Annotated in this window: 24 protein-coding genes; 18 read left to right on the forward strand and 6 right to left on the reverse strand. The window is 66.6% G+C overall.

Annotation, left to right across the window (positions count from 1 at the left end):
- Window positions 1-113: 113 nt before the first annotated feature.
- Window positions 114-551, reverse strand: a complete 438-nt coding sequence (locus tag WG902_RS20245) for a helix-turn-helix domain-containing protein (protein WP_340062012.1) — start codon at window positions 549-551, stop codon at window positions 114-116.
- On the opposite strand from WG902_RS20245, the gene WG902_RS20250 reads away from it, so the two are divergent.
- From WG902_RS20250 to WG902_RS20305, 12 genes are all read left to right on the forward strand, one after another.
- Entirely contained in the window at window positions 550-1,158 is a 609-nt protein-coding gene (locus WG902_RS20250; protein ID WP_340062013.1) for a hypothetical protein, read from the forward strand. The two genes, WG902_RS20245 and WG902_RS20250, sit on opposite strands and share 2 nt — an antisense overlap.
- A gap of 9 nt (window positions 1,159-1,167) precedes the next feature.
- Window positions 1,168-2,130 carry a DUF932 domain-containing protein gene (locus tag WG902_RS20255; protein ID WP_340062014.1) on the forward strand — a complete coding sequence of 321 codons (963 nt, stop codon included), beginning with the start codon at window positions 1,168-1,170 and terminating at the stop codon, window positions 2,128-2,130.
- A gap of 71 nt (window positions 2,131-2,201) precedes the next feature.
- A complete protein-coding gene (locus WG902_RS20260; RefSeq protein WP_340062015.1) occupies window positions 2,202-3,209 on the forward strand; it encodes a YqaJ viral recombinase family nuclease in 1,008 nt (335 codons plus the stop codon).
- A 47-nt stretch (window positions 3,210-3,256) separates the two neighbouring features.
- The gene (locus tag WG902_RS20265; protein WP_340062016.1) at window positions 3,257-4,162 is read left to right on the forward strand and encodes a recombination directionality factor; all 906 of its coding nucleotides are present in this window, start codon (window positions 3,257-3,259) and stop codon (window positions 4,160-4,162) included.
- A gap of 110 nt (window positions 4,163-4,272) precedes the next feature.
- Window positions 4,273-4,572: a hypothetical protein gene (locus WG902_RS20270; RefSeq protein WP_340062017.1), complete on the forward strand. Its 300-nt coding sequence runs from the start codon at window positions 4,273-4,275 to the stop codon at window positions 4,570-4,572.
- A gap of 26 nt (window positions 4,573-4,598) precedes the next feature.
- Window positions 4,599-5,222: a RadC family protein gene (radC, locus tag WG902_RS20275; protein WP_340062172.1), complete on the forward strand. Its 624-nt coding sequence runs from the start codon at window positions 4,599-4,601 to the stop codon at window positions 5,220-5,222.
- Between the two features lie 333 nt (window positions 5,223-5,555).
- Window positions 5,556-5,849 carry a DUF2933 domain-containing protein gene (locus WG902_RS20280; protein WP_445263713.1) on the forward strand — a complete coding sequence of 98 codons (294 nt, stop codon included), beginning with the start codon at window positions 5,556-5,558 and terminating at the stop codon, window positions 5,847-5,849.
- Window positions 5,846-6,496 (forward strand): methyltransferase family protein, encoded by a 651-nt coding sequence (locus tag WG902_RS20285; protein WP_340062018.1) that lies wholly within the window; start codon window positions 5,846-5,848, stop codon window positions 6,494-6,496. Before WG902_RS20280 ends, WG902_RS20285 begins: the two co-directional genes overlap by 4 nt.
- Window positions 6,497-6,532: 36 nt before the next feature.
- The gene (locus WG902_RS20290; RefSeq protein ID WP_340062019.1) at window positions 6,533-7,888 is read left to right on the forward strand and encodes an MBL fold metallo-hydrolase; all 1,356 of its coding nucleotides are present in this window, start codon (window positions 6,533-6,535) and stop codon (window positions 7,886-7,888) included.
- Window positions 7,888-9,414, forward strand: coding sequence for a thymidine phosphorylase family protein (locus WG902_RS20295; RefSeq protein ID WP_340062020.1), 1,527 nt, complete (start codon window positions 7,888-7,890; stop codon window positions 9,412-9,414). Before WG902_RS20290 ends, WG902_RS20295 begins: the two co-directional genes overlap by 1 nt.
- Window positions 9,411-10,307 (forward strand): ribose-phosphate pyrophosphokinase, encoded by an 897-nt coding sequence (locus tag WG902_RS20300; protein ID WP_340062021.1) that lies wholly within the window; start codon window positions 9,411-9,413, stop codon window positions 10,305-10,307. The genes WG902_RS20295 and WG902_RS20300 overlap by 4 nt, the downstream gene beginning before the upstream one ends.
- The gene (locus WG902_RS20305; protein WP_340062023.1) at window positions 10,304-10,729 is read left to right on the forward strand and encodes a hypothetical protein; all 426 of its coding nucleotides are present in this window, start codon (window positions 10,304-10,306) and stop codon (window positions 10,727-10,729) included. The genes WG902_RS20300 and WG902_RS20305 overlap by 4 nt, the downstream gene beginning before the upstream one ends.
- 6 nt (window positions 10,730-10,735) lie before the next feature.
- Here the strand turns inward: WG902_RS20305 and WG902_RS20310 are convergent, their stop codons facing one another.
- Window positions 10,736-12,019 carry an MgtC/SapB family protein gene (locus tag WG902_RS20310; RefSeq protein ID WP_340062024.1) on the reverse strand — a complete coding sequence of 428 codons (1,284 nt, stop codon included), beginning with the start codon at window positions 12,017-12,019 and terminating at the stop codon, window positions 10,736-10,738.
- A 207-nt stretch (window positions 12,020-12,226) separates the two neighbouring features.
- Between WG902_RS20310 and WG902_RS20315 the strand changes: the two genes are divergently transcribed.
- The 5 genes from WG902_RS20315 (at window position 12,227) to WG902_RS20335 (ending at window position 18,168) form a co-directional block, all read left to right on the forward strand.
- Window positions 12,227-14,674: a xylulose 5-phosphate 3-epimerase gene (locus WG902_RS20315; protein ID WP_340062025.1), complete on the forward strand. Its 2,448-nt coding sequence runs from the start codon at window positions 12,227-12,229 to the stop codon at window positions 14,672-14,674.
- A gap of 32 nt (window positions 14,675-14,706) precedes the next feature.
- Entirely contained in the window at window positions 14,707-15,876 is a 1,170-nt protein-coding gene (locus WG902_RS20320; protein WP_340062026.1) for an MFS transporter, read from the forward strand.
- The gene (locus WG902_RS20325) at window positions 15,873-16,994 is read left to right on the forward strand and encodes an acetate/propionate family kinase (RefSeq protein ID WP_340062027.1); all 1,122 of its coding nucleotides are present in this window, start codon (window positions 15,873-15,875) and stop codon (window positions 16,992-16,994) included. Before WG902_RS20320 ends, WG902_RS20325 begins: the two co-directional genes overlap by 4 nt.
- 63 nt (window positions 16,995-17,057) lie before the next feature.
- Window positions 17,058-17,510, forward strand: coding sequence for a universal stress protein (locus WG902_RS20330; protein WP_340062028.1), 453 nt, complete (start codon window positions 17,058-17,060; stop codon window positions 17,508-17,510).
- Window positions 17,511-17,919: 409 nt separating this feature from the next.
- The gene (locus WG902_RS20335; protein ID WP_340062029.1) at window positions 17,920-18,168 is read left to right on the forward strand and encodes a hypothetical protein; all 249 of its coding nucleotides are present in this window, start codon (window positions 17,920-17,922) and stop codon (window positions 18,166-18,168) included.
- Between the two features lie 85 nt (window positions 18,169-18,253).
- On the opposite strand, the gene WG902_RS20340 is transcribed toward WG902_RS20335, so the two are convergent.
- The 4 genes from WG902_RS20340 to WG902_RS20355 all read right to left on the reverse strand — a co-directional run bounded on the left by WG902_RS20340 (window position 18,254) and on the right by WG902_RS20355 (window position 24,762).
- Window positions 18,254-21,442: an efflux RND transporter permease subunit gene (locus WG902_RS20340; protein ID WP_340062030.1), complete on the reverse strand. Its 3,189-nt coding sequence runs from the start codon at window positions 21,440-21,442 to the stop codon at window positions 18,254-18,256.
- Window positions 21,443-21,451: 9 nt separating this feature from the next.
- Window positions 21,452-23,071, reverse strand: coding sequence for an efflux RND transporter periplasmic adaptor subunit (locus WG902_RS20345; RefSeq protein ID WP_340062031.1), 1,620 nt, complete (start codon window positions 23,069-23,071; stop codon window positions 21,452-21,454).
- Complete coding sequence (locus tag WG902_RS20350) at window positions 23,068-24,348, reverse strand: TolC family protein (protein ID WP_340062032.1); 1,281 nt, start codon at window positions 24,346-24,348, stop codon at window positions 23,068-23,070. Before WG902_RS20350 ends, WG902_RS20345 begins: the two co-directional genes overlap by 4 nt.
- Window positions 24,349-24,426: 78 nt before the next feature.
- On the reverse strand, window positions 24,427-24,762 hold the full coding sequence (locus WG902_RS20355) for a hypothetical protein (protein WP_340062033.1): 336 nt from the start codon (window positions 24,760-24,762) through the stop codon (window positions 24,427-24,429).
- Window positions 24,763-24,874: 112 nt separating this feature from the next.
- On the opposite strand from WG902_RS20355, the gene WG902_RS20360 reads away from it, so the two are divergent.
- Window positions 24,875-25,534 carry a DUF6629 family protein gene (locus WG902_RS20360; RefSeq protein WP_340062034.1) on the forward strand — a complete coding sequence of 220 codons (660 nt, stop codon included), beginning with the start codon at window positions 24,875-24,877 and terminating at the stop codon, window positions 25,532-25,534.
- Window positions 25,535-25,545: the final 11 nt, after the last annotated feature.

The following is a 25,545-nucleotide window of genomic DNA, read 5'->3' on the forward strand; positions in this document are numbered from 1 at the left end:
GTCGCCTCGACGCATCCGTGACCACCCTGTAGAGAACAGACGTCTGCCAGAAGCAGCGGTATAGCCGGATTGATTGGACGCCGCCTGGAAGGTTCGCGCCTGAAGCGTGATCTTCAGGCTGCTCCCAGTTGTTCCAGGCGCTCCCTCGCCTCTCGCTTCCCCATTTTCCGCAAAGCAGCGATCGCCTCGAGATGATTGGCCCTCGGCCTCGCCTGGCCATGCTCCCACTTGTACACGGACAAGGATGAAGCATTGAGCAACAGCCCCATGTCCTTGGCGGACAGGCCCAGGCGTTGCCGGTGCTTGGCGAAGCCCGCTGCGCGAAACCGCAGATTTGCCCCGCTCTCTGGGGCTGCGGCGGTCCGAGTCTTCGCCGTGCCCCTGTGCAGCTTCGCCATTTCTCTCTCAAGGGCCTGAAGTCTGCGCTTCATCTCTGCGATGTGATGCCGGAAAGCAGAGATCGCTTTCCTGGAGGCCTCGGTCTCCGTACGCAATTCCTTACGCGCAAGACGCGAGATCTCTGATTTCAGTGCCGATGCAATGTTTGTCATGGCTAGATCGTACGCCGGCCTGCAAACACAAGCTGCTGGCGAGATGAGAGATCGATCCCAGATTCTTTCAGACCTATATGACAAAAGAGATCCAGGGGAAATGCTGCCTTCGCGCTTCACGTGCGGGAACGTTCGCACCACTTGGGTTTTTTCGCCGTCCGGCAACGCGCGCGGTTGCGCCAATGCCAGTGCGGCGGCCTCATCACCTGCTGTCCCTGACAGCAAACATCGGAAAGCTGCAATGAATTGTCCGAACTGCAAATCGGAGCGAGTGAACCCTCGCCAAACAGGGAAGAAGTCCGCCGCGGGGATCGGCTTCTTCACCGGAGCCGCCGTGGGCGCAATCAGCGTTTTGCGCGGCGCCCAGACAGGAGTGATTGTCGGAACTGCATTCGGCCCAGCCGGCGCCGCAGCGGGAGGCGTAGCTGGCGCCGCGCTCGCAGCGCTGTTCGCCGGTTCGGCAGGAGCCGCCATGGGTGCCGCACTCGGCGCGGTTGCGGACGAGAACTTCATGGACAACCGGGAATGCCTGGACTGCAACTTCACGTTCCGCGCTGAGCGCGGCGAGAGTGGCGACGCCGCTGCTGATGCAGGCCCCAAGGAGTAGGAGCGATACATGGCACATCTCATCGAAAGCATGGCCTACGTTGGCGCGGCACCCTGGCACCACCTGGGCAACGAGCTCCCTCACAAGCAGCCGATCGAAGTCTGGGCACAGCGCGCAGGCATGGACTGGGACATCCACGAATCGCCCGTGAGCTACGCGACAGGCGAGGAGGGCGGCAACGTGCGGACCTTCCCGGATCAGAAGGTCCTGTTCCGCAGCGACAACCATCGACCGCTGTCCGTGGTGAGTGGCCGCTACCAGGTGGTCCAGCCTCGCGCTGTCCTGGAGTTCTATCGTGACCTGACAGAGGTCTCCGGCTACGAGCTGGAGACTGCCGGAGTCCTGAAGGAAGGCCGCAAGTTCTGGGCGCTGGCGCGGATCGGGAAGGAAGCCAGGCTGAAAGGCGACGACCTGGTGAAGGGATACCTTCTCTTGGCGACCTCATGCGATGGCACGCTTGCGACCACGGCCACGCCGACCAGTATCCGCGTCGTGTGCAACAACACGCTCACGGTGGCGCTCAACCAGGCCAGCGGGGCTGTCAAGGTGCCGCACAGCACGGCCTTCGACGCTGACGCTGTCAAGAAGCGCCTGGGCGTTGCTGTGTGCCAGTGGGATGACTTCATGTACCGCATGAAGGCGCTCGCGGAGAGAAAGGTGAAGGACCAGGAAGCGACCCGGTTCTTCCTCAAGGTGCTGTGCGGAGCGGACGTCTCGGCTGATCCGACCCAGCGCCTGGCGCATGAGCGCGCCCTAAAGCGCGTGCAAGAGCTTTATGGAGGGCACGGCCACGGGGCCGAGATGCAATCTGCAAAGCAGACTGCCTGGGGGCTGCTCAACGCGGTCACCGAGTACGTCGACCATGAGCGACGCGCGCGTAGCCAGGACCATCGGTTGGAGAGTGCGTGGTTCGGCCAAGGCGCATCAGTGAAGCAGCGAGCGCTGGATCAGGCTTTGGACCTCGTGTCCTGACCTGGGTCGTTTCGTCATAGGCCCCGCCGCGGAAATCCCGGCGGGGCTTCTTTTTTTCAGGAAGGACCAACATGAACAATGTCGCTGACATTCGCGGCCCGCGAAAGGCGAAGCCGGCGCTGCGCCTGGTGAAGACGCTGGAACTCGATCGCGAGCAATGGCTCGCGGTCCGCAGGAACGGGATCGGGAGCTCCGATGCCGGCGCCGCCGTGGGACTGAACCCGTACAAATCGCAGCTCGAACTCTGGATGGAGAAGACGGGACGTGACGATGGATCGTCTCGCATCGATCCCAATGACGACTCCAGCCCCGCTTACTGGGGGACACTGCTCGAGCCGATCGTGGCGGCGCATTACACGAAGAAGACGGGAAACCGCGTCCGCCGCGTAAACGCCGTGCTTGCACACCCGGACTACCCCTGGATGCTTGCGAACCTCGACCGTGAAGTGGTGGGCGCCCCTGACGTCCAGATCCTGGAGTGCAAGACCGCGGGCTTGAACGGCGCGCGGCTGTGGCGCGATGGCGTCCCCGAGTACGTGCAGCTCCAGGTGTTGCATCAACTCGCGGTGACCGGCAAAGAGGCAGCCGACGTCGCCGTGCTCATATGCGGCCAGGAACTCCGGATCCATCGCATCGAGCGCGACGAAACCATGATCGCGCAGCTGGTGCGGCTGGAGGAGGAGTTCTGGCGGCTCGTGACGCAGGGGATCACTCCGCCCGTCGATGGCAGTGAGTCGGCAGAACGCGCACTACAGAAGCTGTTCCCACAGGACTTCGGTGAAAGCCTCGTGTTTGCGGACGACCCTTACCTCCAGGGCATCTTCAACGATCTGCTGCAGGCGAAGGTTCAACTCGACGAGGAGCAACGCCGCATGGGCGAGCTGAAGCAAATGATCCAGCAGCGCATGGGAGATGCCACCAAGGCCGTCTTCAACGGCGGGTCCGTGACTTGGAAGCGGACACGGGACTCCGCAAGGTTCGATGCGGAGCGGTTTGCCGGGGAGCACCCGGAGCTGTTCAGCCGATATTCAGTCGCCAAGAGCGGCTCCCGCAGATTCGTCATCAACGAAAAGCCGTAGGCCTTGCCTCCGGCGTTTATGCCGCCGCAAGGTGGCGAGGAGAGAACATGCTCAAAGGCTTGGCCTTGACGCCACCAGTGCTTGGAAGAATTTCCATCGGGCGGGTGGTCGAACGGGATGGCAGGCGCCTGCCCGAGAAGGACGATGAGTTCACGATCACCACGCAGGTACAGGGGAGGGAAGGCTGGATTCCGCACCCGGTCGACCAGACTCTGCGGGAGACGGCTGGTGCGAAGCTGAGGGCAGTGCCTGTCCGGCTGCCGTTCAACGACCCCGACCTGGTCATGCGGGCCAGCTACTCCATGTTCGACCGGCGGACAGGTCGGCCCGTCTGCGTCGGGAATGGAGAGACCTGCAAACGCGCAACTGCAGAGGGCGTGCAAACCTTGGCCTGCCCTTCGCCCGACGGCTGCGCTTTGGCGGCTGAAGGAGGCTGCAAACCGTACGCGCGCATGAATGTGCGCATCGGAGATGAGGATGAACTCGGAACGTTCGTTTTCAGGACCACGGGGTTCAACAGCATCCGCACCCTGGCTGCGCGTCTTCACTACCTGCAGGCGCTTTCAGGAGGACTGCTGGCGAGCCTGCCGTTGGAACTTCGGTTGCGAGGCAAATCCACCGCGCAGTCGTTCGGCACCCCGATCTTCTACGTCGACTTGACGACCAGGGCAGGTTCGTCCCTGGCTGAGACGCTAGCGCAGGCGAAGGACCTGGACGCAGCGCGTCGAGCGGGAGGCTTCGACCAGGAGGCCTTGGACGGTGCGGCGCGTGAGGGGTTCGCCCGCGGCGCATTCGAGGAATCCGCAGAGGAGGGCGTGGCAGTGGTCCAGGAGTTCTTCCCCGAACCTCCACCGCACCCGGAAAACACAGCCTCGCGAAGTAGCCGGCGCACCCTGCGGGACAAGCTCTCGGCGAAAGCCGATCCTTCCGGCCACGTTCACAGCCACAACTGACTTCTTGGAGGACGACTATGGAAAGCAAAGCTCGGCGCGCATCGCGCCAAGCCAAGGACGCTTGCGTGGCCAGCTACAACGCAGGTCACCCCGGTCCGCAGGTACGGCCAATGCGCGCATTGCTGCAGCATCTGAACCAGGCCGAACCGTCGCCCTTTGGGCGAGAGAGGATCGCTCATCATGCTGAGACCAGCATGCGGGTGATCCAACTGGGGCTTGGCGCGATCGGGCATCTCTTGGCCCACTCTGCAGTCCAGGTCGAGGACCGCACGATCCCGGCCGAATGCATGGAAAGCCTTGGCACGCTGATGGCCGAGCTCAGTGAGCTCGCCTCGGTGTGCTACCAGCTTTCGCTGACAGGCTGCTGCCAGGGGGTGCCGCGTCCGGGGCCGGGGGAGGGGAAGTTGTGACGGCCATCTTTGGCGAGAGCCCTCGGATGCGTTTGTCCCGACTGGGTCCGACAGCCCTGACGGACTCGGAGCTGGTGGCCGTACTGCTGAAGACTGGGACACCGGGACACCCGGCAACCCAACTCGCAGATGCGCTGATCAACCGCGCCGGAGGAATTGCGCAACTGCTCGCCGGTGACGGTCGTGCGGGAACCGGGGAGCAACCGCCTAGACCAGAACTCGGCGTCGTATTGGAACTGGCGAAGAGGGCAACGTCACAACAGCTGCAGGAGCGGGACGTGTTCAGTTCGCCGGACGCAGTTAAAAACTTCCTGCAGCTTCATCTGGCCCGCCAGCCCTATGAGGTGTTCGCCGTGCTGTTCCTGGACGCGCAGAACCGACTGATCTCCATGGAGGAGATGTTCCGCGGCACCCTTACGCAGACGTCTGTCTATCCACGGGAAGTTGTCGCGCGAAGCCTCCAGCTCCACGCGGCAGCTGTCGTACTGGCGCACAACCACCCAAGCGGTACGGTGCAGCCTTCCCGCGCTGACGAAGCCTTGACGCAGACGATCAAGGCCGCACTAGCGTTGGTGGACATCCGGGTGTTGGACCACGTGATCGTCGCCCCTGGCGCCGCGCTCTCGATGGCAGAAAAGGGTTTGGTCTAGCGACCGAAGTGGCTGCATGCCACTTTTTTTTGCCCCAAAGCGGTCGCATTGCTCCACCGAGGACGAAATCCTATTTCTCAACCCGCCCAGTCGAAGCCGCGCGTGCCGGTGACCAGGGCTCCGAATGTCTCAAGTCGTATCGGCGGGCTAGTTGCATGAACCGGAACGCTCTCAGCAACAGGCGGGTAACCGGCCGCCGCATTTCACGCCCATGACAGTTCCGTCAGCTGCGCGTGCGCGGGGTTCCCGCTTGACGCAGGTCAAGTGCGCAATGGGGCGAGCAGCTAACGTGCACACGAAGGCGGGAATATCGCCTTGAACGAAAGGCTCCACGTGAACGACCATCAACATCACCAGACCAAGCCAAGCTCCGACCCCGGCTCCCGCGGCCGCATCGTGCTGTTCGTGTTCATCGGCATCGCAGCGTTCTTCCTGCTGACGGAACACCGTGCACACGTCTTCGAGTACCTGCCCTTCATCCTCCTCCTGGCTTGCCCGCTGCTGCACATGTTCATGCACGGAGGACATGGCGGGCACGGCGCGCATGGCGGGCACGCGCACGGGAGACGCGATGAACCGCTGCAGGATCAGGCGCAGCAAACCACTAACCGGGAGGCCGGCAAATGAACGCCCCGTCCTCCTATGGCCTTTGGAGCCTGGTCGTTGTCAACTCGCTGGTCTTCATCATCTTCGCCTTGAGCTTTGCCAAGCCTCAAAGCAAGCGCGACTGGCGCTCCTTCGGCGCTTTCTCCGCCTTCATCGTCGCGTTGTTCACGGAGATGTACGGCTTCCCGCTCACGATCTACCTGCTGTCCGGGTGGCTCACCACGCGCTTCCCGGGAATCGATTTCCTCTCGCATGACGCCGGGCACCTGCTGGAGATGATCTTCGGCTGGAAGACCAATCCGCACTTCGGACCGTTTCACCTCCTGAGCAATCTTTTCATCTTTGGAGGCTTCATCCTGCTATCGACTGCCTGGCGCGTTCTCTATGACGCGCAGCGTTCCCACAGGCTGGCCACGACAGGAATCTACGCGCGCATGCGCCATCCGCAATACGTTGCTTTCGTGCTGATCATGTTCGGCTTCCTGCTGCAATGGCCGACGCTCATCACGCTGGTGATGTTCCCGATCCTGGTGTTCATGTACGGGTACCTGTCTACCCGCGAGGAGGCCGACATGCTGCGCGAGTTCGGCGAGGAATATCGGCAGTACGCCGCGCGCACGCCGCGTTTCTTCCCGCGCAGCCAAGCCGGCGCACGGCGCCCGGCCTGAACACCGGTGCGTCATTCAAACAAAAGGAACACAACAATGAGACTGACGTTCATGGGGGCAGCGGGCACCGTCACCGGCTCCAAGTACCTGCTCGAGCACGACGGCCGCCGGCTGCTGGTCGACTGCGGCCTCTTCCAGGGCCTCAAGCAACTGCGCCTCCGCAACTGGGACCGCTTTCCCCTCGACCCTGCGAGCATCGACGCCGTGGTGCTGACCCATGCCCACATCGACCACAGCGGCTACCTTCCGGGGCTCATCAAGAAGGGGTTCAAGGGACCGGTCTTCGCGACCGAAGCCACGCGCGATCTGTGTGAGCTGCTCCTGCCCGATTCCGGCCACCTGCAGGAGGAGGATGCGTTCTACGCGAATCGCCATGGATTCTCCAAGCACCACCCGGCCGAGCCGCTGTACACGGAGGAGGACGGCCGCCGCGCGCTGCGGCTGTTCCGCGCGCAGCCTTTTGGGACTGCGTTCGAGCCCATTCCGGGCGTGTCGATCCGCTTCTCGCCAGCTGGCCACATCCTGGGCGCGGCCAGCGTGCACGTTGCCTGGGAGGGCGGCTCGGCGCTGTTTTCCGGCGACCTGGGCCGCGATGAAGACGTCATCATGCGTCCACCCGAGGCGCCGGCTGCTGCCGACTATGTGATCGTTGAGTCGACGTACGGTGACCGGCTGCATGCGAATGAAGACCCGGCAACCTTGGTGGCTGGGGCGATCAACCGCACCGCCGCCCGGGGCGGCGTCGTGGTGATCCCCGCCTTTGCGGTAGGCCGCGCCCAGGCGCTGATGCACATCGTCGCGGTGCTGAAGAAAGAGCGTCGCATCCCGGACCTGCCCCTGTTCCTGAACAGCCCCATGGCCGTGAATGCGACGGCGCTTTACCACAAGTACCGCCCGCAGCACCGGCTGAGCGTGGAAGAGTGCGACCGCATGCACACCGGCGCGCGTATCGTCAACACGGTCGAAGAGTCGCGCAAGCTGAACGAGCTCCGCTTCCCGGCGGTGATCATTTCGGCCAGCGGCATGGCGACCGGCGGCCGCGTGGTCCACCACCTGAAGGCTTTCGCACCGGACCACCGCAACACGGTGCTGCTGGCCGGCTACCAGGCGGCGGGAACCCGAGGTGCTGCGCTCGCCGGCGGGGCGACGCAGATCAAGATCCACGGCGACTATGTCCCGGTGCGCGCCGAGGTCGCCAACATCGGCGCGCTCTCGGCGCATGCTGACCGCAACGAACTGCTCGCCTGGCTGGCCAAGCTGCCGCGAGCGCCGCGCCGGGTGTTTGTCACCCACGGCGAGCCCGTGGCGGCCGACCACCTGCGCCAGGCCATCGAGGAGAAGCATGGCTGGTCGTGCACCGTTCCCGACCACATGCAGGCCGTGGAGCTGTGATGCAGCAGCAGCTTTCGCATCCCAGCGGTGCGCGTCTGGTGGCGCGACGCGCCGCCATCGACACGTACCAGGCGCCCATCGTGTACATGCATGCGGACTGCCCCGTCTGCCGCTCCGAGGGCTTCGAGGCCCAGGCCCGGGTGGAGCTCAAGCTCGCCGCCCGCAGCGTGATCGCCACGCTGCACCAGGTGCGGGCTGGCTGGATCGGCACGGACGAGGCCGCGCTATCGGAGGCAGCCTGGAAAGCGCTCGGTGCGCGCGAGGGCGACATCATTGATGTGGCCCATGCGCCGGTGCTTGAATCGCTGCGCCACATTCGCAGCAAGATCTACGGCGTGCCGCTGGACCTGGTCAAGCTGCGGGCGATCATGCGCGACGTCGCCGCGAACCGCGTGTCCGACCTGCACCTGGCGGCATTCGTCACGGCCTGCTCGGGTGACCGCATGTCGCGCAGCGAGACCATCGCGCTAACGCAGGCGATGATCGCCGTGGGCGAGCGGCTGCAGTGGGCCAAGGGACCCGTAGTGGACAAGCACTGCGTCGGCGGCCTGCCTGGCAACCGCACAACCCCCCTCGTGGTGTCGATTGTCACCGCCTGCGGCGCGGTCATGCCCAAGACCTCCTCGCGCGCCATCACCTCTCCGGCCGGTACCGCCGACACCATGGAAACCATGGCACCGGTGGATCTGGATCTGCCGGCGATGCGGCGGGTCGTCGAACGCGAAGGCGGCTGCATCGTGTGGGGCGGCTCCGTGCAGCTGAGCCCGGCGGACGACGTCCTGATCCGCGTCGAACGCCCGCTCGACATCGACAGCACCGCGCAGCTGGTCGCCTCCGTCCTTTCCAAGAAGGCCTCCGCTGGTTCGCAGCGGGTGTTGATCGACATTCCCGTCGGCCCAACGGCGAAGGTGCGCAGCCGCGAGGCCGCGGACGCGCTCGCAAGCGCCTTGACGGAGGTGGGCACGGCCGTGGGGCTTCAATTGCGCGTCGTGCAGACTGACGGCACCCAGCCGATCGGCCGTGGCATCGGGCCGGCATTGGAGGCGTGGGACGTGCTAGGCGTGCTGCAACTTCAGCCGAGCGCACCGCAGGACCTGCGCGAGCGCGCCCTCGTGCTCGCTGGGCACGTGCTGGAGATCGGCGACCTCGCACCCGCGGGCCAAGGATACGTGCTGGCGCGCGCCGCACTCGACGCCGGGCGCGCATGGGCGAAGTTCCAGGCAATCTGCCAGGCCCAGGGCGGGATGCGTGAACCTGGGCATGCCACCCAGGTGAAACCCATTGTCGCCGAACGCGCCGGCGTGGTGCTCTCGATCGACAACCGCCGCATCGCGCAAGCCGCCAAGCTGGCCGGCGCGCCGGCTGCCGCAGTGGCGGGCGTCGCGATGGAAGTGAAGCTCGGGTCACGCGTCGAACGCGGCCAGCCGCTCTTTCACTTGCATGCCCTGACGCCTGGCGAGCTCGCTTATGCGCAAGCCTATGTCGCAGCCCAGGAGGGCATTATCACCATCGGAGACGAACCATGAAGACCATCCTGCTGGCGGCCCCTGGTGCCGAGCCGACGGCAAGAGGGCTGGCCCTGCACCTGCAAGCCCCGATAGTGGAAGTGGAGTCGCGGCGCTTCCCGGACGGCGAGAGCTACCTGCGCCTGGCAGGCAGCGTCGAGGGCTGCGACGTGGTGCTCGTCGCCACCCTGCGTGACCCGGACCCACAGGCGCTGTCCCTCTGGTATCTTGCGGACGCTGCTCGGGAACTCGGCGCGCGCCGGGTGGGTCTCGTCTCGCCTTACCTGCCCTACATGCGGCAGGACCGACGCTTCCACCCGGGCGAAGCGGTGACATCGCGCAGCTTTGCGCAGTTCCTCTCCGCGCGTTTCGACTGGCTAGTAACCGTGGACCCGCACCTCCACCGGTATGCCTCGCTGGCTGAGATCTACAGCGTGCCGGCACAGGCAGTGGCAAGCGCGCCCGCCATTGCCCGGTGGGTGACGGCCGAAGTGCCGCAACCCGTAATCGTGGGCCCAGATTCCGAGAGCGAGCAGTGGGCCAGCGACGTGGCGCGCCGGGTCGGCTGTCCGGCCATCGTGCTGGCCAAGACCCGGCTGGGGGATCGGCGCGTCGAGATCACGGTCCCGGAGGCCGGCGCGTACCGCGGCCGCACACCGGTGCTGATCGACGACATCATCTCGAGCGCGCGGACCATGGCCGTGGCCGCATCCCGCGCGCGGGAGGCATTCGGGACCGCGCCGGTTTGCGTGGGCGTGCATGCGGTGTTCGCGCCGGACGCGGTGCAGGCCTTGCGCGATGCGGGCGCGGGCCGCGTCGTCACCTGCAACACGCTGCCGCATGAATCCAATGGGATCGACGTCGGGCCGGAGCTTGCCGCGGCGATCCGCGAAACTGACAGGAATGTGAGATGACCGCTAACGTTGCTGCGCGCCGACTGTTCATCGCTTGCGGGGTCTGGCTGGTCGGACTCGGGATGTACTTCATCTTCCTGCGACCACCGCTGCTGCCGGAAGATCCGCGATTCATGGGCGCCACGCTGGAGCAGATCCGCGCATCGCTGCCCGGACTGGCCGGCTGGCTGGATCTCGTGTTCACCGTGATGGGCGGCTTCATGGCCGCGTCGGGGGTGCTCACGCTGGCGCTTGCCATGCACCTCGGCCGGCTGCGCCAGCGCCCCGCGCTGGTCGCCATGATCCTTGCGGGAGCGACGAGCGTGGGCACGATGAGTGCCGTGAACTTCGTCCTGCATTCGGACTTTCGCTGGCTGCTGCTGGTGCCGGCGGTCCTCTGGCTCATGGCGCTCGCGCTGATGGTACGCGGTATCGCACGCTGAGAGGCGCTACATCCACGCGGCGGCCACGGCCAGTGCTGCACCGAGTCCGGCCAGCAGCGCGTACCCGCCCAGGACCCAGCCACCCATCGCCCGTCCACCGACGAGCCAAGCCATGGTCCCCTTCACCAGCAGGTTGGCGCCGCTGGCGATCAGAACCGTCGTCGCCAGTGCGGCGGCCGACATGCCTGCAGGCGGGAGCTGTACTGCAGAAATGACCACCGCGTCCACGTCAGCCAGACCCGAGACGAAGGCGACGCCATAGAGGCCGGCAATTCCGAACGCGTCGCTCGCCGCGCGGGCGAGGATGCTCACGCCTGCCAGCAGCCCGCCGAACGCCAGCGCCGATGCCAAGTCGAACACCTTGGTTTCGAGAGGGTGGCGCGCTGCATCGGTCGAGGACGGGATGCCACGCGCAGAACGCCAGATCCACGCAGCCACCGAGGAGGCAACAAGCCCCACGAGCACCAGCAGCGCGACGAGCCGTATTGTCCCGGCCGTGCTGAGCGCACTCACCACGAGGGCCATGCGCACGAACATGACGCCGCAAGCCGCCAACACGCCAGCGGCTGCGGCATGGGCCAGTTCGCGCTGGCCGCGCGCCATACGGGACAGCGAAAGCGTGGCAGCCGTGGAGGAAGCAAGTCCACCGAGCAACCCCACCCAGAGCAAGCCGCGACGTTGGCCTACCAAGCGGCTGGCCACGTGGCCCAGCAAGGAGAGCGCCGCGATCAGGATGACGGCGACCCACAGGCGGAATGGATTGATGCTCCCGTACGGTCCAATGCCGGCGTCCGGCAGCAAAGGCAACACCACCGCGGAGAGCACACCCAGCTGCAGCAGGGCGGTGAGCTCTGCCGGCGCGATGAGGCGCAGCCAGTGGTGAAGCGTTGGCTTGAGCCCCAGCAGCAGGGCCACCAGCACGGCACCCGCAACGGCAAGCACCGCCTGGTCGCTTGCGGCGAGCGCTCCCAGCACGAAGGTGACGAGGCCGGCGACGGCCGTGGTGATGCTCAAGCTGCCGGCTGCCAGCGAAGCCCGCCGGTACGACACGGCGAACAGCACTGCGATGGCGCCCAGGCCGACCGCGAGTGCGCTCGCGCCCGCGGTGGTGACCGCCAGGACGCCGCCCAACATCCCGATGAGACCGAAGGTGCGCAGACCGGCCACCCGCCCCCCTTCGTCCATCCCCCGCTGGCTCCACCCGCGTTCGAGCCCCACCAGCAGGCCGACGGCGAGCGCGGATGCAACAGCTTGGGCGGGCGCAAGGAATGGTGTACTTTCCGGTGACATGGTTTCCTAGGTTTGCAGTCGGGTTGGATCTGCCATTGGAAGCCGTGGCCGGAATGCAGCAGTTGAGACATGTCAATCGTGCCCGGCAAGGCGTGATCTGCCCGCGCCGCGGGGGTGAGCGCGGACGCGCTGAGGTTCTGACTTGATAAGGATCAAGCGCCTGGGCGCCTGCTGCCGGTACCTTGCTTGGAGCTTTTGACCTCCACCATGCAAGACACCCACCCGCTCCAGCACGAAGACTCCCTGGCCGCATCGCACGCCGAGCTGTTCCGCCAGGCCGATCCCGCTTTCGCCCACTGGGCGGAGGGCTACGGGCCGATCCGGCATGCCGCGCGCACGCAGGTGCGGGTGCATGAGATGGCGCAGTTGCTGGTCACACAGCGGCGCACGTGCGAAGCCGCCAATGTGTATCGCGTGCTTGCTGCCGCCGATCGCGTCGCCGCAGCGGCCATGTGGCTCACGGTGCACATGACGTACGCCTCGAGCGTTCGATGCGATGGCATGCCGCTCGCGGCCGAGGACTTCAAGCGCGTTCCCGAAGGCCACACCGGCGGCTCCCTGAACATGGTGCCCGCCTACATCGGCTACCTGGCCGCGAACAGCCTCACCGCCCATACGCGTGCCTGGGTGATGGGGCAGGGTCACAGCGTGGCTGGCATCGAGGCCTGCAACCTGCTGGTCGGCAATCTCCTCCCTGTTCAGGCGGAGCGCTACGACACGACGGAAGCCGGGCTGACGCGCTTTGTCAATGACTTCTACTCGTACGCGCTTACGCCCGACGGGACGCCCGCTTCGCCCTTGGGCAGCCACGTCAGCGCGAACACCGCCGGCGGCATCTCGGAAGGGGGGTACCTGGGCTTCACCGAGCTGCAGTACGTGCACATGCCCCTCCCCGGCGAGCGGCTCGTGGCCTTCCTCAGCGACGGCGCCTTCGAGGAGCAGCGTGGCAGCGACTGGGCCCCACGCTGGTGGCGCGCGGAGGACAGCGGGCTGGTGGCGCCGATCATGGTGCTGAACGGCCGCCGGATCGAACAGCGCAGCACCATGCAGCAGCTCGGGGGGGTCGCCTGGTTGCAGGAGCACCTGCGCAATAACGGCTTCGATCCGATCGCCATCGACGGGACGGACCCCGCCGCTTTCGCGTGGGCCATCTTCACCATGGAAGACCGGCAGCAGGCGTGTGCCGCGGCTGTCCAGCGCGGAGACATGGTGTATCCGGCACACCTGCACTACACCATCGCCGAGGCCCCCAAGGGCTTCGGGTTTCCTGGGGCCGGCACCAATGACGCGCACAACCTGCCCCTGGGCGCGAACCCGCGTACGGACGCACAGGCCCGCCGACGCTTCAACGAGGGCACAGCGCTGCTGCATGTGGCGCCCGATGAACTACGCGCCGCCGTGGCCGCGCTGAACCTGCATGAAGTGCAGGGGCGTCCGCGCGAGAAGGACCATATTCTGGCAACGCGCTCGGTGCCGGCTATCGTCACGCCGGAGTTGCCTGCCGCTCCCTCCGCCGGCAGCCTCGCATCGCCCATGGACGGCATCGACGCCGCGTTCCAGGCCGTGGTCAGGCGGAACTCCCATCTGCGCGTTCGGGTCGGCAACCCGGACGAACTGCGAAGCAACCGCATGGGAGGCACGCTGGACATCCTGAAGCACCGGGTGGTGAGCCCCGAGCCAGGAGTGTCGGAGTCGATCACCGGGTCGGTGATCACCGCGCTCAACGAAGAGGCAGTGGTCAGCGCGGCGCTGGCCAACAAAGGCGGCCTCAACCTGGTCGTCTCGTACGAGGCGTTTGCCGCCAAGATGCTCGGGGCGCTGCGGCAGGAGATCCTGTTCGCGCGGCACCTTGCCCTGGCCGGACGCCCGCCCAAGTGGTTGTCTGTCGTCACCGTCGCCACCTCCCATGCCTGGGAGAACGGCAAGAACGAGCAATCCCACCAGGATCCGACCTTCGGCGAAACGCTCCTGGGCGAGATGGGCGACACGTCACGCGTCCTGTTCCCGTGTGACTGGAACACGGCGCAGGCGGCGCTGCTGGCAGCGTACGTCACGCACGGCCAGTTCTGGTCCATGGTCGTCCCCAAGCGTCCCCTGCCGGTGCGCGCCTCTCCGGCGCAGGCCCAGAGGCTGGTGAAAGACGGGGCGATGATGATCCGCAACGACGCACAGGCGCGCGTGCTTTTCGTTGCGATCGGCGCCTACCAGCTGCAGGAGGCGCTGCTGGCCGCCGACCGCCTCGCTGCGCGCGGCGTGCCGGTTGCCTTGAGCTACGTGCTGGAACCCGGTCGCTTCCGCATGCCGCGCGACTCCGCCGAGTCGACTGTGACGGCCAGCGACGCCGAGATCGCCAGGCTGTTCCCGCCGGAAATATTTGCTCGCGTGATCCTGACCCACACCCGTCCCGAGCCAATGGTGGGATTGCTGCGCCGGCTGGACACCGGACCGGCAAGAACGCGGACCCTTGGTTTCATCAGCCGCGGCGGCACGCTCGACGTGAACGGCATGCTGTTCGCGAACCGCAGCACCTGGGCACATGCGGTAGCCGCGGCAGCGGAGACGCTCGGGCAGGCGCTGGACTCGGTGCTGGATCCAGCCGAGATCGATTCCGTCCGCGGCTGCGGCGATCCGCACGTGCTGTTCGACGCGCGGTGAGCACCGACTCGCCGCTCCGCTCGGGAGCTGACATGCAGCCGCTGTCAGGGGCGCGCTTCTCGGTGCTGCTCGCGGCGGCGCTCGTGGTTTCCATGGGCTACGGGGTGACATTGCCCCTGCTGCCCGGCGTGCTGGAGCCGCTGGTGTCGAGGCCATCGGTGGCCGGCCACACCGGTTGGCTCACCGCGGCCTTCACCTTGGCACTGGTCCTGTTCTCTCCGGTGTGGGGCGCCATCTCCGATCGCATGGACCGTCGAAAGGTGATCGCACTCGGCTTGGCCGGCACGGGACTGGCGCTGTGGTCCCTGGATCTCGCATCGAGCCTGCCCGCACTCTACGCAGCGCGCATCGTCGCCGGTGGGATGTCTGCTGCCGTCGCGCCCGCCGTGTTTTCCTGCATGGTCGACGGAACCCTGCCCGCACAGCGCCAGAATCGCTTTGCGTGGGTGGCGAGCGCCGGCGCGCTCGGATTTGTCCTCGGTCCCGTGGTCGGAAACCTGCTCGGCGATATGGTGGCGGCACGGGCGGGACGGCCCATGCTCGACTCTCCTTTTGCGATTGCCGCCTTCCTGGCATTCGCGGCGGCGGCTGCCGTCCTCACCCTGCCCGCGATGCAAGCGGGGCTCGCCCACGGACACGGTGGCAACGGCCACGAACGGGCGATCCGGCAGGCGCTGCCACTCACCGGATTGGTCTTGCTGGCAATCACGGTGGCCGAGGTGGGCATCACGCTGGTCAGCCGCGACCAGCCGCAAGTCCCGCCGGAGCTCGTCGTCTATTACTTCGGGATCTGCAGCGCGGTCATGGTGCTGGCGCAACTCTGGGGCTATCCATGGCTGGAACGGCGGCTGGGCGAGCCGCGCATGGTCGGCGGCGCGTTTGGCGGCCTCGCGGCAGCTCTCGCCTTGCTCGCCTGGCCCCTGACACCCTGGCTGCCCGCCCTCGCATTCCTGCTGGCGGGAAGCTCCGTCGGCGTGCTCGTGCCAGCGCTGGCCGTCCGCATCTCCCAGGCCGCCGGAGGGCGCCAGGGGTGGGGGCTTGGACGGCAGGCAGCGGCCAGCAGTTTCGGCCAAGCTCTTGGTGCTGCGGCGACTGGAGCGCTCTATGCCGTGGCGCCCTGGTTGCCCTTCGTTGGGGCTGCGGCGCTGGTGGTCGTCGGTGCCCTTGCCTTCGGTGTCCTCAGGAGCGACAGGAACGCATGAACCATTTCCTCGCCCTGAACTTCGGCTCCGCCAGCCTCAAGTACGCCCTGTTTGCAGAGGACGGCACGGCCCTGGCCCACTCCATCGTGGACCGCCCCGCCGATGTGCGAAGCGCGTTGGACGACGTGTGTCGCGGGCTGCCGAAGGAGGTCGCGCGCCTGACCGGCATCGGCCACCGCGTCGTCCATGGGGGCAGGCGTCACGCGCCTGTCCTCTTCGATGCCGCGGTCGAAAGCGAGATCGAGAGCCTGTTGGACCTGGCGCCGCAGCACAACCGCCTCTCGCTCGACGCGGTACGGTCCGCTCGCGCGTTGTGGCCGCAGACGCCCCAGGTGGCGGTGTTCGATACCGCCTTCCATTCCGGGATGCCGGAGCATGCATCGTGCTATGCGGTTCCCGCAGCGTGGCGCGACGCAGGCCTGCGCCGGTACGGCTTCCACGGCCTGTCGCACGAGCACGTGATGCAAGCCGTGGCTGGTCGCCTGGGCAGGCCGGCAGCCGACCTGAAGATCATGAGCTGCCACCTGGGCAACGGGGCGAGTGTCTGTGCGATCGAGCACGGCCGGTCCGTGGACACGTCGATGGGACTGACGCCGCTCGAGGGCCTGGTCATGGGAACCCGCTGCGGCGACATCGACCCTGGCGCGCCGGGGTTTATCCACCGCGAGCTGGGGCTGACGCTGCCTGAGATCGAACGCATGCTGTACCAGGAGAGCGGTTTGGCGGCGCTCGGTGGGCACGGCGGCGACATGCGGCTGATCGAGGAGTCAGCCGTCGCAGGCGACGCGGGCGCACGTTTGGCGCTCGCGGCGTATGCGTACCGCATTCGCAAGTACATCGGCGCATACGCAGCGGCCATGGGCGGCTGCGATGCGGTCGCTTTCACGGGGGGCATCGGGGAGAACTCGGCGGGCGTGCGCGCGTCCGTCATGCGCGGTATGGAATTCCTCGGCCTCGTGCTGGACCCGGCGCGCAATGGGAAGCCTTTAAGCGATGCTGCAGGCGTTGCGGAACTGCAGGTCGAAGGATCGCCTGCAGCGATCCTGTCGGTGCAGGCACGCGAGGAGTGGATGGTTTTTCGCGGCACCCAGCTCCTGCTCGCCGCGACCGCGAATTGATCATGATCAACCCGGGTGGAGCATGACGAAGGCAACATCGAGACATCCGAGAGGAGTTCATCCATGTTCAAGCGAATCCTGGTGCCCACCGACGGCAGCGATACGGCCAACAAGGCGCTCACCGCCGCCCTGCAGCTTGCCCGCGAGCAGGGAGCTCGCGTGCGGGTGGTGCACTCCTTCGATGCCTTTGCCTACCTTACGGGATACGAACAGGGCCCCGAGATCCTGCAGCAGGCGCGCGTCTACGGGGAGAAGGTGCTGCAAGACGCCCTGGATATCGCCGCTTCAGCCGGGGTTCCCGCGGACGGCAAGATGGTCGAAGTCAGCGGCCAGCGCCTGGGGGAGGAGATCGCGCAGCAGGCGATCGGCTTCGAAGCGGACCTGATCGTCGTCGGCACGCACGGCCGGCGCGGCATCGGCCGGGTGCTGCTCGGCAGCGGCGCCGAGCAGATCATTCGCCTCGCGCCGGTCCCAGCCCTCGTGATCCGTGCCGAAGACCGCCAGCCTTCTCACTAGCCTACCCCTCGTATTCCTACTACGCCCAAGACAAAGACCAGGAACTTCCATGAGATCCTCATCCTTTCGCCTTTCCCTTGCCGCAGCTGCTCTCGCTGTGGTTGCCCTCGCCGGCTGCGCCGCGACGGGCAATGCCTCGCACGGGCAACATTCCGCGAGCTCACCTGGTGCAGCCCACGGCGCGACGGACCCGCAAGCGATGTGCGAGATGCACCGGCAAATGATGGCGGGAAAGACCGACGCCGAGCGGCAGTCCATGATGGAGCAGCACAGGAAGCGCATGTCTATGTCCGCGGAAGAGATGCGCAATCACATGCACGCAATGCAGGATCGCTGCAGGTAGCGCTCGGCGTCGGGCAGGGCCGAGGCCTCGCAAATGATAACGTCAAGCGAAAAGCGGATATCGCTGGTGAGCAGCCTAGGTGCCGGCATCCTCGGTGCCGGTGTCGCGCTCCTGTTCGCCAATGCGCTCCAACCATTCGCGGTCCCCGCGCTGCTCGTGGGGATGGTCGTGCATGGCGGCGCGATGGTCGCCATGATGCGCACGGAACGCATGCCGGCGGAAATGAAGCCACGTTGGGTCGTCGCGACCGAGTGGACGTGCTGGCTTCTGATGCTCGCGCTGCTGGCTTACGTCGCGTGGAACCTGGCGCGCTGAGAAGCGTGCCGTGCGGAACCAGTGCTCTGCCTGCGCGGGGGCTCAGCCGCCACGCCGTGGTCAGCACATCCTTGCGTGGCACGCGCTATTCCACGGTCGCCAGAGCGCCGGGCTTCGCGGTTGCCCCCGGTTGCGGCGCGCGATCTGATGCGCGCCGCAACTCCCATTGCTTGACCAGTGCGTAGATCGCGGGGATCACGCCCAGCGTCAGCACCGTGGAGGAGATCATGCCTCCGACCATCGGCGCCGCGATCCGGCTCATGACTTCGGAGCCGGTGCCCGTTCCCCACAGAATCGGCAGCAGCCCCGCCATGATGGCGACGACGGTCATCATCTTCGGCCTGACGCGCTCGACGGCACCTTCCATGATCGCGTGGTACAGGTCGGCTGCCTTCGGACTGCGGCCCTCGGCCGCGCACTTGCCGCGCACCTGCTGCCATGCCTGGTCGAGATAGATGAGCATGACCACACCGGTTTCGGCCGCGACTCCCGCCAGCGCGATAAAGCCCACCGCCACCGCCACCGACAGGTTGTACCCGAGCCACCACATCAGCCAGACCCCGCCAACCAGCGCGAATGGCACCGAAAGCATCACGATCAGGGTCTCGGTCAGACGGCGGAAGTTCAGGTACAGCAGCAGGAAGATGGTCAGCAACGTCACCGGGATCACGATCTTCATCCGCTCGATGGCGCGTTCCATGTATTCGAACTGGCCGCTCCAAGTGGCGTAGTAGCCTGACGGGAAGCTGACCTGCTCGGCCACCGCCTTGCGGGCGTCGGCGACGTAGGAACCGATGTCCCGGTCGCGAATGTCCACGAAGATGTACGCCGACAGCAGCGCATTCTCCGTGCGGATGCCGGGCGTGCCGCGCTCCACGCTCACCTTCGCCACCTGGCCGAGCGGCACCATCGCGCGCCCGTCGGCGGTCGGCACGAGCACCTCGCGCTCGATCTGCTGCGGGTTGGCCCGCAGCTCGCGCGGGTAGCGCACCGTCACGCCGTAGCGCTCGCGCCCTTCGACGGTGGTGGTCACCATCTCGCCTCCAAGGGCGGTCCCGATCACGTCCTGCAGCTCGCCCACCGACAGGCCGTAGCGGGCAAGCTGGGTGCGATCCGGCTCGATCACGAGGTAGGAGCCGCCGGTGATGCGCTCGGCAAAAGCCGATGTCGTGCCGGGCACCGCCTTCACGACCGACTCGATCTGCTTGGCGACCTTCTCCATCTCCAGCAGGTCCTTGCCGAACACCTTGATGCCGATGGGCGTGCGGATGCCGGTGGACAGCATGTCGATGCGGGCCTTGATCGGCATCGTCCAGGCATTCGACACGCCCGGGAACTGCAGCGCCTTGTCTAGTTCGGCGATCAGCTTGTCGGTGGTCATTTCGGGACGCCATTCCGATTCCGGCTTCAAGTTGATCACGGTCTCGAACATCTCCACCGGCGCGGGATCGGTGGCCGTGTTGGCGCGGCCTGCCTTGCCGTAGACGGAAGCCACTTCGGGGAAGCTCTTGATGATCTTGTTCTGGGTCTGGACCAGCTCCGCGGCCTTGGTGATGGACATGCCGGGCAGTGACGCGGGCATGTAGAGAAGGGTTCCCTCGTTGAGCGTCGGCATGAACTCGGTGCCGAGCTTGGAGGCCGGGTAGAGCGTCACCGCCAGGATGGCGACCGCAGCCGCGATCGTGAGCTTCTTCCAGCGCATCACCCAGGCGATGATGGGCCGATAGACCCAGATCAGGAAGCGGTTCACCGGGTTCTTAGCTTCCGGCATGATGCGGCCGCGGATGAACAGCATCATCAGCACCGGAACCAGCGTGACCGACAGGAGGGCGGCGCCTGCCATGGCGAACGTCTTGGTGTAGGCCAGCGGCGAGAACAGGCGACCCTCCTGGGACTCCAGCGTAAAGACGGGCAGGAACGAAACCGTGATGATCAGCAGCGAGAAGAACAGGGCCGGGCCGACTTCCTCGCAGGCTTCCAGCATTGCCGCGGCGCGCTCGCGGCTGCCGTGATTGGCCGGCAGTCGTTCGATGTGCTTGTGCGCGTTCTCGATCATCACGATGGCCGCATCCACCATGGCGCCGATGGCGATGGCGATGCCGCCCAGGCTCATGAGGTTGGAATTCATCCCGAGCAGCCGCATGGCGATGAAGGCGATCAGCACACCTACCGGCAGCATCAGGATGGCGACCAGCGCCGAGCGAACGTGCAGCAGGAACACGACACAGACCACCGCGACGATCAGGCTTTCCTCGAGCAGCGTGCGCTTGAGGGTGTCGATGGCGCGGTGGATCAGGTCCGAGCGGTCGTAGACGGCCTCGATGCTGACGCCAGCTGGCAGACCCGAGGAGATTTCAGCGACCTTCTGCTTCAGGTTGTGGATCACCTCCAGCGCGTTCTGGCCGTAGCGCGCCATGGCGATGCCGGATACCACTTCGCCCTCGCCGTTCAGCTCGCTCAGTCCGCGGCGCTCGTCCGGCGCGAGCTCCACGCGCGCGATGTCGCGGATCAGGACTGGCGTGCCGGCCTCGCTTTTGACCGCGAGGTTCTGGATATCGGCAGGCCCGCGCAGGTAGCCCTTGCCGCGGACCATGAACTCGGTTTCGGCCATCTCCACCACACGGCCGCCCACGTCGCGGTTGGAGTCGCGGATCACCTGTCCCACCTTGGACAGCGGGATGCCGTAGCTGCGCAGCTTGGCGGGGTCGACTGTGACCTGGTAGGTCTGAACGAACCCGCCGATCGAGGCGACCTCCGCCACGCCCGCAGCCTTGGTGAGCTGGTAGCGCACGAACCAGTCCTGGATGCTGCGCAGCTCGGCGAGGGTGCGGTTCTTGGCGACGACGACGTACTGGTAGACCCAGCCGACCCCCGTTGCGTCGGGACCGAGCTGCGGTGTCACGCCTTTGGGCATCCGGCTCGACGCGAAGTTCAGGTACTCGAGCACGCGGCTGCGCGCCCAGTAGATGTCCGTGCCGTCCTCGAAGATGACGTACACGAAGGAAGCGCCGAAGAAGGAGAAGCCGCGCACCACCTTGGACTTCGGCACGGCGAGCATCGCGGTGGTGAGCGGGTAGGTCACCTGGTCTTCCACCACCTGCGGTGCCTGGCCGGGGTATTCCGTGTAGACGATCACCTGCACGTCGGAGAGGTCGGGCAGCGCGTCCAGCGGCGTCTTGAGGACGGCGTAGACGCCCCAGATGGTGACGAACAGGGTCGCGAGCAGGACCAGGAAGGGATTGCGGCCGGACCAGCCGATGATCTTGGCAAGCATGGCTGTTCCTCAGTGGCGGGAGTGGGCGGCGGGAGGGGTGGCTGGAGCCGGCGACGACGGGGCCGCGGGTGAAATCCTCGTGATCACCCATTCACCCTGGCCACGCTCGACGAACTCAAACTGCAGCCGTGCGCCGCCCTTGAGCCCTTGCAGCAGGGAAGGGTTCGCCACCTTGAAGTCCATCGTCATTGCCGGCCACTTGAGGGTGGCAATGGGCCCGTGCGCCAGGCTGACCGTTCCTGCCCTGGCTTCAATGCCCTCAATGATGCCTTCCCCCTGGTGTCCCGCGGCCGCGCCCGCCGGCGCAGCTGCGGGAGCCGGAGCGGACGCCGGGCTGGCCGCGGGAGCGCCGTGCCCCGCGTGACCCCCCAGGGCGCCGATGGCTGCCTTCAGGTTGCTCTCAGCGTCGATCAGGAAGTTCGCCGCGACCACCACCTGTTCGCCCTCGCGAACACCTTCGAGCACCTGCACGTAGCTGTCGCCGCGGGCGCCGAGCCGCACCTCGCGCGGCTCGAAGCGGCCTTCGCCAAGCTGCACGAGCACGATGCGGCGCGTGCCGCTGTCGATCACCGCCGAGTCCGGCACGGCCAGCACCGGGCGGGCGTCAGCCGCGGGCAGTTCGACCTGCGCGTACATCGCCGGCTTGAGCAACTGTCCGGGATTGGGCAGCTCGATTCGCACGGGGATTGTCCGCGTCTCCGCCTTGAGGGTGGGGTACACGTAGGTCACGGTGCCGGCGAAGGCCTTATCCGGATAGGCGTTGATGCGCACGCTGGCCCGTGCGCCCGGCTTCATAAGCCCGATGTCCTGTTCGAACACGTCCGCGATCACCCACACCGAGCCGAGGTCGGTCACCTGGTAGAGCGTCTCTCCCGGCAGGAAGCGCATGCCTTGCAGCGCCTTCTTTTCCGTGATGATGCCCCCTACCGGCGAGCGGAAGGTGACGCTTCGCCTCGTTTCACCGGTGCGCGCCAGCGCTTCGAGCTGGTCGGCCGGCAGGTCCCAGTTGCGCAGGCGCAGCAGGCTGGCTTCGGCCAGCTGCTTCATGCCCGCCGCGGCGTCGCCGCCCGCGTTGGCGAGCGAGCGCATGCCCTGCACAGCGATGGCGTATTCGCGCTGGGCGGAGACCAGTTCGGGGCTGTAGACCTCGAAAAGAGCCTGTCCGCGGCTCACGGGCTGCCCCGTCGCGTTCACGTGCAGGCGCTCCACGTAACCTTCGAACTTGGCCGTCACGGCATATACCCGGCGTTCGTCGGGTTCGACGCGGCCGCTCGCGCGCACGACGCGGCCCAGCGGGCGCAGCGCGGCGACCTCCATTCGCACGCCGAGCTTCTGTACCTTGTCGGCGCTGATGCGCAGCTGGCCGGCCGCGCTGGCGCCCTCCGCTTCATTCCCTTGGTAGACCGGGATGTAGTCCATGCCCATGGGATCCTTCTTCGGCACCGCCGAGGTGTCGGGCAGGCCCATCGGGTTGCGGTAGTAGAGGACCTTGCGTGCAGCTGGTGCGGCCGAGGCGATGGCACCCTCGCTCGAAGGCGCAGCATGCCGGCGTGCGCCCCACCACTGGCCGGCGAACAGGCCGCCGACAGCGACGGAAACGGCCAGGACGGCCACGGTAGCGTTCTTCACAGCGACTCTCCCAAGGTGCGTTCGATCTCGGCCGCACGCGCCTGCGCCTCGGTCTGAAACTTCAACAGGTCCAGCCGCGCCTTGCGCGTGAGGCGCTGGGCTTCCAGCAGGGTGGCGAAGTCCACCTTGCCCGATTCATACGCGGCAACTGCGGACTGCAGTCCCAGTTCCGACTGCGGCAGCTGCCGCGTAGCGATCAGCGTTTCGCTTTCGCGCGCAGCGTGCAAGGCGGCCACCTGCTCCTGCAGGCCGGCCGCGGCCTGCACCGCCGCTGCTTCCGCCCGGGCCTGTGCGGCGTCCACCATGGCCACGGCTTCGCGCTCCTGCGAGCGGCGGGTGGACTGCTGCAGCGGAATGTTGACCTCCACCATGACGCCCCAGGTCGTGATTCGCGATCCCATCTGCGACGGCGAGATGCCGATGTTGAAATCCGGATAGCGATTGCGCAGCGTGAGTTCGCGGTTCGCCTGCGCTGCCTGCAGCCGTGCCCTTTCGGCCTGCACGGTGGGACTGGCGCTGCGCGCACGTGCGATCAGCTCCGGCGCGGCGAACGTGCCGGTCGCAGGCAGCGGCGGGAGCGCCTCCGGCTCGGCCAGCGGTGCCGCGGGATCCCGGCCCAGCAACCCGTTGATGCGCGCCTGCTGCTGGCGCTTCTCGCCGGCCAGGGCGATCAGCTCCGCCCGCATGGCGGTCTGTTCCAGCTGGGAGCGGATCACGTCCTGCTGCGGCGCCAGCCCGCCGGCGTAGCGCGCCTGCGCCACCTGCTCCAGCCGTACGACCAGGTCCAGGAGCTCGCGCGTGATGCGCTCGCTTCGGCTGGCCAGGTAGTACTGCGCAAAAGCGGTGCGAATGCGCATCGCCTGCTCCGACCAGGTCGCGATGCTGCGCGCCTGCGCCTGCCACGCGTCGGCGGCGGCGGCCGCGCTGCGCAGCTCGCGCTTGCCCCAGGCGGGCAGTTGCTGCATCAGCGTGTACTTCGTCTCGCCGACCTTTGAAGGCAACAGGTTGACGCCGCCGCCGTTGCCATAGTTGTTGACGTTCTCCAGCTCCACGCGCAGCACCGGATCGGGAAGGGCGCCGGCCGGCTGGACACGTTGCGCGGCGGCGTCCGCCTCCAGGCGCATTGCCGCGAGCTCCGGGTTGTGGGCGCGCGCGTAATCCAGCAGGGATGCGAGGTTCGTGCCGGGAAGGGGCGGCTGCGCGGAAGCGATGGCGGCCGTGAGCAGCGCAGCAAGCGAGGTAGCGCGCAGGAGGCTGCGCAGGGATACGGAAGTCATTTTTCCTTCTCCGGAATGCAAGGGACTGGCGGCGGTGCCGAGCGGCCGCCGCGGACGCGAACGGGCAAAGAGCGCCCGCTAGAGCGCCAACCGGAGAAAGAGAATGGGGATGGGAACGATGCGATGCGCTGCCGCTTCGACAGGCGCGCGTGACTGTTGCCCGACCGACGCGGCCGCCGCGGAGGAGACTGGGCACTCCGGCAGCGGGTGGAAAGGCTGAACCAGAGGCGCGGAATCATGGCGGGCCTGCGAAGGCACACTTTCCCTCATTTCCTCGCAGGCGGCCGCGCATGCCAAGTGCTCGCCGATGCTGCACACCTGTGCGAACACGGACCCCACAGCGATGAACAGCAGCAGCAGGGCCAGGATGGTCGCGCGTGCGATCCGACTGCCGTTGCGCAAGGTGGTGTTCATGTTGCCTCTGAGACCATCATAGGAAGCAACCCGCTGGCCCAATTGATGCAGGTCAACTGCGCGTGCGCTCACCTGCTAAAGTGACCGCAACGTAACAGATGCGACCTGCTCCATGTGCTTCTCCGCTACCGCCAGCTTCGCGGCCGGAACCGTCCTGCTCGGCGCCGGCTTTGCTGCGCAGCGACTTGCCCGCGCCGCCCCGCAGCGCGCCTTTGCCGCCATTCCACTGCTGTTCGCGCTTCAACAACTGACCGAGGGCTTCGTCTGGCTTAGCTTTGATTGGGACCATCCCGGCATCACGAATGCGCTGACGCAGGTCTATTCGTTCTTCTCGCACGTTCTCTGGCCGGCTTTCATTCCCGTGGCGTGCTGGTTGCTCGAACCCGTGGGCCCCAGGCGACGCCTGCTCGGCGCCATAAGCGTGGGCGGTGCGGCGGTGTCGCTGTACCTGCTGTACGCAATGGTCGCCTATCCAATCACTGCGGTGCCCGTCGGCGGCCACATCGAGTACGTGTCGCCCCACTTCTACGTGGCGATCGTCATGTCGCTCTACCTCGCCGCCACCACGCTCAGCATGCTGGTAACCAGCGAACCCTTGGTGCGCCTCTTCGGAGGGGCCACTCTGGCAGCTGCCGTCTTCAGCTACGCCGCTTACGCTCGATGGTTCATCTCGGTGTGGTGCTTCTTTGCTGCCCTGCTGAGCGTCATCGTCTGCCTGCACCTTGCGGTTCGCGCGCGCGATCAGTCCAGCACGGTAATGTCCCGCGTCTGAAGACGCACCGC

Origin of the sequence: Ramlibacter sp. PS3R-8 (assembly GCF_037572435.1) — a bacterium.
Taxonomy (GTDB): Bacteria; Pseudomonadota; Gammaproteobacteria; order Burkholderiales; family Burkholderiaceae_C; genus Ramlibacter.